Below are 6,194 nucleotides of genomic sequence, written 5' to 3' on the forward strand. Positions count from 1 at the left end.
TCAGTCGCGCCGGCGGGCGAGGAAGCGCAGCACGAGCCACATCACCGCGCCCGTGAGGACGACGCCGACGACCCCGGCCAGCCCACCGGAGAGGAAGCCGTCGTCGACCCCCTTCGTCCCGTAGTCGGCGAAGGGGGAGTCCGCGGACCCGTGCTCGTCGGCCGACCCCGAGAATCCGAGGGTCTCGGCGACGTGCTCGAGCCCGTCGGGGTGCGCGGAGGCGTAGTAGCTCGCGACGCCCGCGAGGAGCAGGCAGAGGACGAGCCCGGTCACGACGAGCGTGCGTGTGGAGATGCGGGACCTCACGGGGCGACCTCCTGCGGGGCGGCGGCGGGGGCCGGCGACAGGCCCCGCGCCCCGTGGACGAGGTCGGGGCGGACGGAGACGACCGCGGAGACGACGAGGAAGGTGATGACCGTCTCGCCGATGCCGATGAGCAGGTGCCAGGAGAGCATCGCGGTGAGCAGTGCACCCGCGTCGACCGGGGCGGTGCCGCCGACGACGAAGAGCCCGGCGAAGACCGCGGCGACGGCCGGCACCGAGACGAAGGCCCCCACGGCGGCGGCCGCGGGCACGCTCGCCGGGCGCGAGGGCAGGACCCGTCGCGCGAGGGCGAAGAGGACCCAGCCGACCCACACGCCCACGATCGCCATGAGCGTGACGTTGGTGCCGAGGGCCGTGAGCCCGCCGTCGGCGAACACGAGGGCCTGCACGAGCAGGACGACGGTGACGCAGAGGGTCGCCGTCCACGGCCCGACGAGGACCGCGGCGAGGGCACCGCCGAGCAGGTGGCCGGAGGTGCCGCCTGCCACGGGGAAGTTGATCATCTGGGCGGCGAAGACGAAGGTCGCGACGAGCCCGGCGAGCGGGGCGACCCGGTCGTCGAGGTCACCACGGCTGCGACGCAGCGCCAGTGCGACGCCACCGACCGCGACCGCGGCGGTCGCCACGGAGGTCGGGGCGTCGAGGAAGCCATCGGGCACGTGCATCTGGTGCTCCTCGGGGGGCAGGTCGCTGGGATAGGTTGGTGCAGACATCCGACCTTATTGCATCTCATGTGCAACTGGATTGCGAGGTACTCGTGGGCGAGCGACTCACACCGGGCGACCGGGCACCAGACTTCACCCTCACCGACGACACCGGCGCAGAGGTCTCGTTGAGCGACTTCCGCGGCAAGCGCGTCATCGTCTACTTCTACCCGGCGGCGATGACCCCGGGCTGCACCACGCAGGCGTGCGACTTCAGCGACTCGCTCGAGGCTCTGCGCGCGGCGGACACCGAGGTGGTCGGCATCTCGCCGGACGCCCCGGACAAGCTCGCGAGGTTCCGCGAGCGCGATGGGCTGACGATCACACTGCTCTCCGACGCCGACAAGGCGGTCATGACCGCCTGGGGCGCCTATGGTGAGAAGAAGTTGTACGGCAAGGTCGTCGAGGGAGTGATCCGCTCGACGGTCGTCGTCGGAGCAGACGGCGTGGTCACCCACGCCCAGTACAACGTCAAGGCGACGGGCCACGTGGCCCGCATCCGCCGCGACCTCGGCATCGAGTAAGGACGGAATCCTCACGTGAGCAATGACAACCCGAGCACGACCAGGCTCGAGAACGACATCATCACGACCCGTGACCGGCTCGCGCAGACGATCGACGAGCTGTCGGTGCGGGCGGCCCCGAAGAACGTCATCGAGCGGCAGAAGGCGCAGGCCAAGGCCTCCTTCGCCCACGCCACGCGGACGGAGTCCGGTGAGCTGCGCATGGACCGCGTCGCCATCGCGGCGGCCGCGGTCGTGGGCCTCGTCGTCCTCCGGGCGATCGCGGCCAGCCGCAAGCACAGGAAGTGGGAGAAGCAGCGCGCCAAGCGCTCTTGGTGACCCCTCACCACGACGGCGAAGGGCGGTGCTCCAGCGGGGGTCCCGCCCTTCGTCATGTGCCGGACACGTCCCGGCAGCCCTGTCGCGGAGTCGATTTCATCTCGCCGCATCGTGGTGCTAATGTTTCTCCTCGCGCGCCAATAGCTCAATTGGCAGAGCAGCTGACTCTTAATCAGCGGGTTCGGGGTTCGAGTCCCTGTTGGCGCACCACCCTCGAAGGACCTCACCGGTTGATCCGGTGGGGTCCTTCTTCGTCCCGGGTCGCAGCAGCGGTGCTACCTTCGCTGGCAGTCGAGCAGAGGGAGACGACATGCAAGGTCCGAGGGTGCTGGCCGTCATCCTGGCCGGGGGCAAGGGGTCCCGGCTGGGCGCGCTCACCGAGCACCGGGTCAAGCCCGCGCTGCGCTTCGCGGGCACCTACCGGCTCATCGACGTCGCGCTGTCCAACCTGGCCAACAGCGGCATCACCGACGTGTGGATCGTCGAGCAGTACCTGCCGCACTCGCTCAACGAGCACCTGGCCAACGGTCGGCCCTGGGACCTCGACCGCAACCGGGGTGGCCTGCAGATCCTGGCGCCCTTCAGCGGCGCGACGGGCGAGGGCTTCGCCGAGGGCAACAGCGACTCGCTGTGGCGCCACCGCAGGCGCATCGCCGCGAGCGGGGCCGAGGTCGTCCTTGTCCTGAGCGCCGACCACCTCTACACGGCCGACCTCAGGGCGGTCGTCGACGAGCACGTCGCGACGGGCGCCGACCTGACGGTCGTCACCACGCGCACCGCGGGGGACGCGAGCCAGCACGCCGTCGTCGAGTCCGACGACGACAGGGTGGTGACCGGCTTCGACTACAAGCCCGACGAGCCGAGCACCGACGTCGTGGCCACCGAGATCTTCTGCTTCACGACGGACGAGCTCACGGGGGCTCTCGAGCGCCTGCATGACGAGCTCGGCGGGCTCGGCGACTACGGCGAGGACCTCGTCCCGTGGTTCGTCGAACACCGCTCCACGCGCGCGGTCGCGTTCGAGGGCTACTGGACCGACATGGGTACCTTGGCGTCGTACTGGCGCGCGCACATGGAGCTGGTCGACGGCACGGGGGTGGAGCTGGACGACCCCGACCGACCGATCCACTCGGCCCAGCCGCAGCTCGTGCCCGCCCGGGTGGCCGCCACCGGTCAGGCCGTCGAGAGCCTCCTGTCGCCGGGGTGCCGGGTCGCCGGCACGGTCCGGCACAGCGTCATCGGTCCCGAGGTGGTGGTCGAGGAGGGCGCCGAGGTGCTCGACTGCGTCCTGCTCGACCGCGTGCACGTCACGAGCGGCGTGCGCCTGACGGGCTGCGTCGTCGACGTCGGTGCCCGGCTCGAGGGGGCCGACCTGGGTGACGCGTCGAGCGTCACGCTCGTCGACGCCGACGCCTCGGTGGGGGCGGTCGAGGACCGCCCCTGACGGGCGTCAGCCGCGCCACTCCTCGAGGTGGATGTCCTCGTCGTCGCCGTCGTCGCCGCGCCGACGGGCGAGCAGCCCGACGACGGCGCCCACGACGAGCAGGCCGCCGATGATCGCGGCCCACACCCACGTGGGGACGCCACCGTCGTCGCTCGTGTCGTCCTGGGCCGGGACGGCGGCCGTCGTCGAGGACGAGGTGGGGCGCTGCGAGGGCTCGGTCTCGCCGTCACCGGTGGTGGAGGAGGAGCTGGAGCTCGTCGTCGAGCTCGGCTCCGAGGTGCTCGACGACGTCGGCTCGCTGGTCGACGAGGACGGCGCGGTGGCGGAGGTCGTGCTCGGCGCGGACGTGCTGGCCGTCGGCGCGCTCGTCGAGGACGAGCTGCTGGTGGTGGTGCTCGTCGCGGGTGGGGTGCCCTCGCCGCCCGGCTCCTCGACCGGTCCTTCGTCACCGCCGGGCGGGGCGTAGCGGAAGGACAGCGACCCGCTGATCGGGTGCCCGTCGGCGCTCACGACCTTGTAGGAGACCTTGTAGGTGCCGGCGGGCAGCGAGGACTTCAACGGCTGGTAGACCGTCGCACCGTCGACCTCGAGCTCCCCTTCCGTCGCGTCCGTCGACCCGGACGTGACCGTCACCTGGTTGAGACCGCTCTTGATCGGCTCGTTGAACCGCAGCATCACCTCGGGTGGGGTAGCGGTGAGGGTCGAGCCGTCGCGCGGGCTGGAGTTGTCCAGGCGCGCGTGCGCTGAGGCCGGCCCGGCCGTGGCGACCAGTGCGGCGAGCATCGCTGCGAGAGCGAGGATCGCGGTGATGACGGGGACGAAGGGGGGAGCGGAGCGGTGCGGTGTGGTCACCGGCCCATCGTGCCTGATCGGCCTGCGTGCGTCCGGGAGGTGGGTGGTCACGAGCACCCTTCAGGAACAGGTACGATGGTCCGCGCTGCCTGAGACAGGCAGAACTTGGTGGGTATAGCTCAGCTGGTAGAGCATCGCGTTGTGGTCGCGAGGGTCGCGGGTTCAAGTCCCGTTACTCACCCCAAGGGCGAAGGGCCCCCGGTGCGCCGGGGGCCCTTCGTCGTCCTCTCGACGCCTGGATTTAACCTTGTCGTCCATTTCAGGCCATAGTGGTCGTGATGCAGACCGTGCGCTCGTGGCCCTACTCCGTCGCCGTGGTCGTCTCGGTCCTCGTCGGGGCGGCCGCGGTGGCCGGCACCTCCTCGCTCGGGATCCCCCTGAAGGACCCGGAGGGCTTCCTGGGCCCCGCCTACGTGCGCCTGCCCCTGCTGGCACTCGTCCTCTTCGGCATCGGCCTGGTCTTCGCCGGGCTCCGGCGCCGCGGGGTGCGACAGCTGTGGCTCGGCATGGGCGAGGTCGTGCGCCACGAGTGGAGCCTGCGTCGCCTGGCCTACGTCGGCACCGGTCTGGTCACCTTCTACGTCTGCTACGTCGCCTACCGCAACCTCAAGAGCGTGCTGCCCGTCCACCGGGAGGGAGTCCTCTACGACCACCAGCTGCACGCCGTCGACCAGTGGTTCCTCGGCGGCAGCGACCCGGCCGTGGTCCTCCACTCGGTCCTCGGGGTGGACTGGACGGCAGGTCTGCTCTCCTTCGTCTACCTGCTCTACCTGCCGTTGGTCCCGGTGAGCCTCATGGCGGTCCTCGTCCTGAGCCGTGACGTGGCGGTGGGGGCGTGGTACGCGACGGCGCTGAGCCTCAACTGGGTCCTCGGCACGCTCAGCTACTACGTCCTCCCGGCGCTCGGCCCGGTCTACGCCAGGCCCAGCCTGTACGCGGGGCTGCCGCGCACCGAGGTGGCCGACCTGCAGCAGGCCCTGCTGAGCAACCGGGTGGAGTTCCTCGCCGACCCGCTCACGAGCGACGCCATCCAGGGGGTCGCGGCCTTCGCGTCGTTGCACGTGTCGGTGACCTTCGCCCTGGCGCTCTTCCTCCACCGCACCAGCCCGGCCCGCTACCTGCGCCTGGCCGCGTGGACCTTCTTCGGCCTGACCTTCGTCGCGACCCTCTACTTCGGTTGGCACTACGTGCTCGACAACCTCGCCGGGGTGCTCGTCGGTTACCTCGCCGTGGTGATCGGTGCCCGGGCCACCGGCCAGCACCGCCGGGCGCGGAGGTCTCAGCGCACCTGGTGGCGCGCGGCGATCTCCTTCAGCTCGGCGCTCTCCAGCCCGGGCTGCGGCCGGAAGACCGCCTCGCGGTAGTAGCGCAGCTCGGCGATCGACTCGACGATGTCGGCGAGCGCGCGGTGGCCGCCGTTCTTGTCCGGCGAGGCGAAGTAGGCCCGCGGGTACCAGCGGCGGGAGAGCTCCTTGATCGAGGAGACGTCGATCATCCGGTAGTGGAGGTGGGCCTCGAGGGTCGGCATGTCCCGCACGAGGAAGGCGCGGTCGGTCGCCACGCTGTTGCCGCCGAGCGGCGCCTTGGCGGCGTCGGGCACGTACTCCTTGATGTGTGCGAGCACGGCCTCCTCCGCGTCGGCCATCGTCGTGCCCTCGGCGAGGACGTCGAGCAGGCCGGAGCTCGTGTGCATGTCGCGCACGAAGTCGTTCATCTGCGCCAGCGCCGCCTCCGGCGGACGGATGACGATGTCGATGCCTTCGTCGAGCTGGTTGAGCTCGTAGTCGGTGATGACGGCGGCGACCTCGATGAGCGCGTCGCGCTCGAGGGAGAGTCCCGTCATCTCGCAGTCGATCCACACGATGCGGTCGGACGAGGCCTGGGTCGAAGAAGTCACGGCGATCACCCTAGCGACCCGCCGGGCGTCGTCCCCGTCACGGGGAGTCCTACCCGCCGACAGGGCCCCCCGGCCGGGTTAGCGTGTCGCCCATGAGCGCGACGCCCCCTCCGCCCCCGCCCGGCCGGCCG

8 protein-coding genes and 2 tRNA genes are annotated in these 6,194 nt (G+C 71.0%); 6 read left to right on the top strand and 4 right to left on the bottom strand.

Features of this window, described 5'->3' with window-relative positions:
* Both JT1_RS18195 and JT1_RS02415 read right to left on the bottom strand, forming a co-directional pair.
* Nucleotides 1-306: a PDGLE domain-containing protein gene (locus tag JT1_RS18195; RefSeq protein WP_068322376.1), complete on the bottom strand. Its 306-nt coding sequence runs from the start codon at nucleotides 304-306 to the stop codon at nucleotides 1-3.
* Entirely contained in the window at nucleotides 303-1,037 is a 735-nt protein-coding gene (locus JT1_RS02415; protein WP_245634853.1) for an energy-coupling factor ABC transporter permease, read from the bottom strand. Before JT1_RS02415 ends, JT1_RS18195 begins: the two co-directional genes overlap by 4 nt.
* A 44-nt stretch (nucleotides 1,038-1,081) precedes the next feature.
* Here JT1_RS02415 and bcp point away from each other — a divergent pair, with 44 nt between their 5' ends.
* The 4 genes from bcp to JT1_RS02435 all read left to right on the top strand — a co-directional run bounded on the left by bcp (nucleotide 1,082) and on the right by JT1_RS02435 (nucleotide 3,314).
* A complete protein-coding gene (gene bcp / locus JT1_RS02420) occupies nucleotides 1,082-1,552 on the top strand; it encodes a thioredoxin-dependent thiol peroxidase (protein WP_068322382.1) in 471 nt (156 codons plus the stop codon).
* Between the two features lie 15 nt (nucleotides 1,553-1,567).
* Nucleotides 1,568-1,870 (top strand): DUF3618 domain-containing protein, encoded by a 303-nt coding sequence (locus JT1_RS02425; protein WP_068322385.1) that lies wholly within the window; start codon nucleotides 1,568-1,570, stop codon nucleotides 1,868-1,870.
* 134 nt (nucleotides 1,871-2,004) lie between these two features.
* Nucleotides 2,005-2,080: transfer RNA gene (locus JT1_RS02430), tRNA-Lys, on the top strand.
* A 100-nt stretch (nucleotides 2,081-2,180) separates the two neighbouring features.
* Nucleotides 2,181-3,314 carry a glucose-1-phosphate adenylyltransferase family protein gene (locus tag JT1_RS02435; RefSeq protein WP_068322388.1) on the top strand — a complete coding sequence of 378 codons (1,134 nt, stop codon included), beginning with the start codon at nucleotides 2,181-2,183 and terminating at the stop codon, nucleotides 3,312-3,314.
* 6 nt (nucleotides 3,315-3,320) lie between these two features.
* On the opposite strand, the gene JT1_RS02440 is transcribed toward JT1_RS02435, so the two are convergent.
* Nucleotides 3,321-4,166: a copper resistance CopC family protein gene (locus JT1_RS02440; protein ID WP_068322391.1), complete on the bottom strand. Its 846-nt coding sequence runs from the start codon at nucleotides 4,164-4,166 to the stop codon at nucleotides 3,321-3,323.
* A gap of 108 nt (nucleotides 4,167-4,274) precedes the next feature.
* Between JT1_RS02440 and JT1_RS02445 the strand changes: the two genes are divergently transcribed.
* Nucleotides 4,275-4,350, top strand: a tRNA-His gene (locus JT1_RS02445).
* Between the two features lie 94 nt (nucleotides 4,351-4,444).
* Nucleotides 4,445-5,530: a phosphatase PAP2 family protein gene (locus tag JT1_RS02450; protein WP_082807422.1), complete on the top strand. Its 1,086-nt coding sequence runs from the start codon at nucleotides 4,445-4,447 to the stop codon at nucleotides 5,528-5,530.
* Here JT1_RS02450 and orn read toward each other — a convergent pair.
* Complete coding sequence (gene orn / locus JT1_RS02455; RefSeq protein WP_211596861.1) at nucleotides 5,446-6,072, bottom strand: oligoribonuclease; 627 nt, start codon at nucleotides 6,070-6,072, stop codon at nucleotides 5,446-5,448. The two genes, JT1_RS02450 and orn, sit on opposite strands and share 85 nt — an antisense overlap.
* Between the last annotated feature and the right edge of the window lie 122 nt (nucleotides 6,073-6,194).

This window comes from Janibacter terrae NBRC 107853, from assembly GCF_001591405.1.
Classification (GTDB): domain Bacteria; phylum Actinomycetota; class Actinomycetes; order Actinomycetales; family Dermatophilaceae; genus Janibacter; species Janibacter terrae.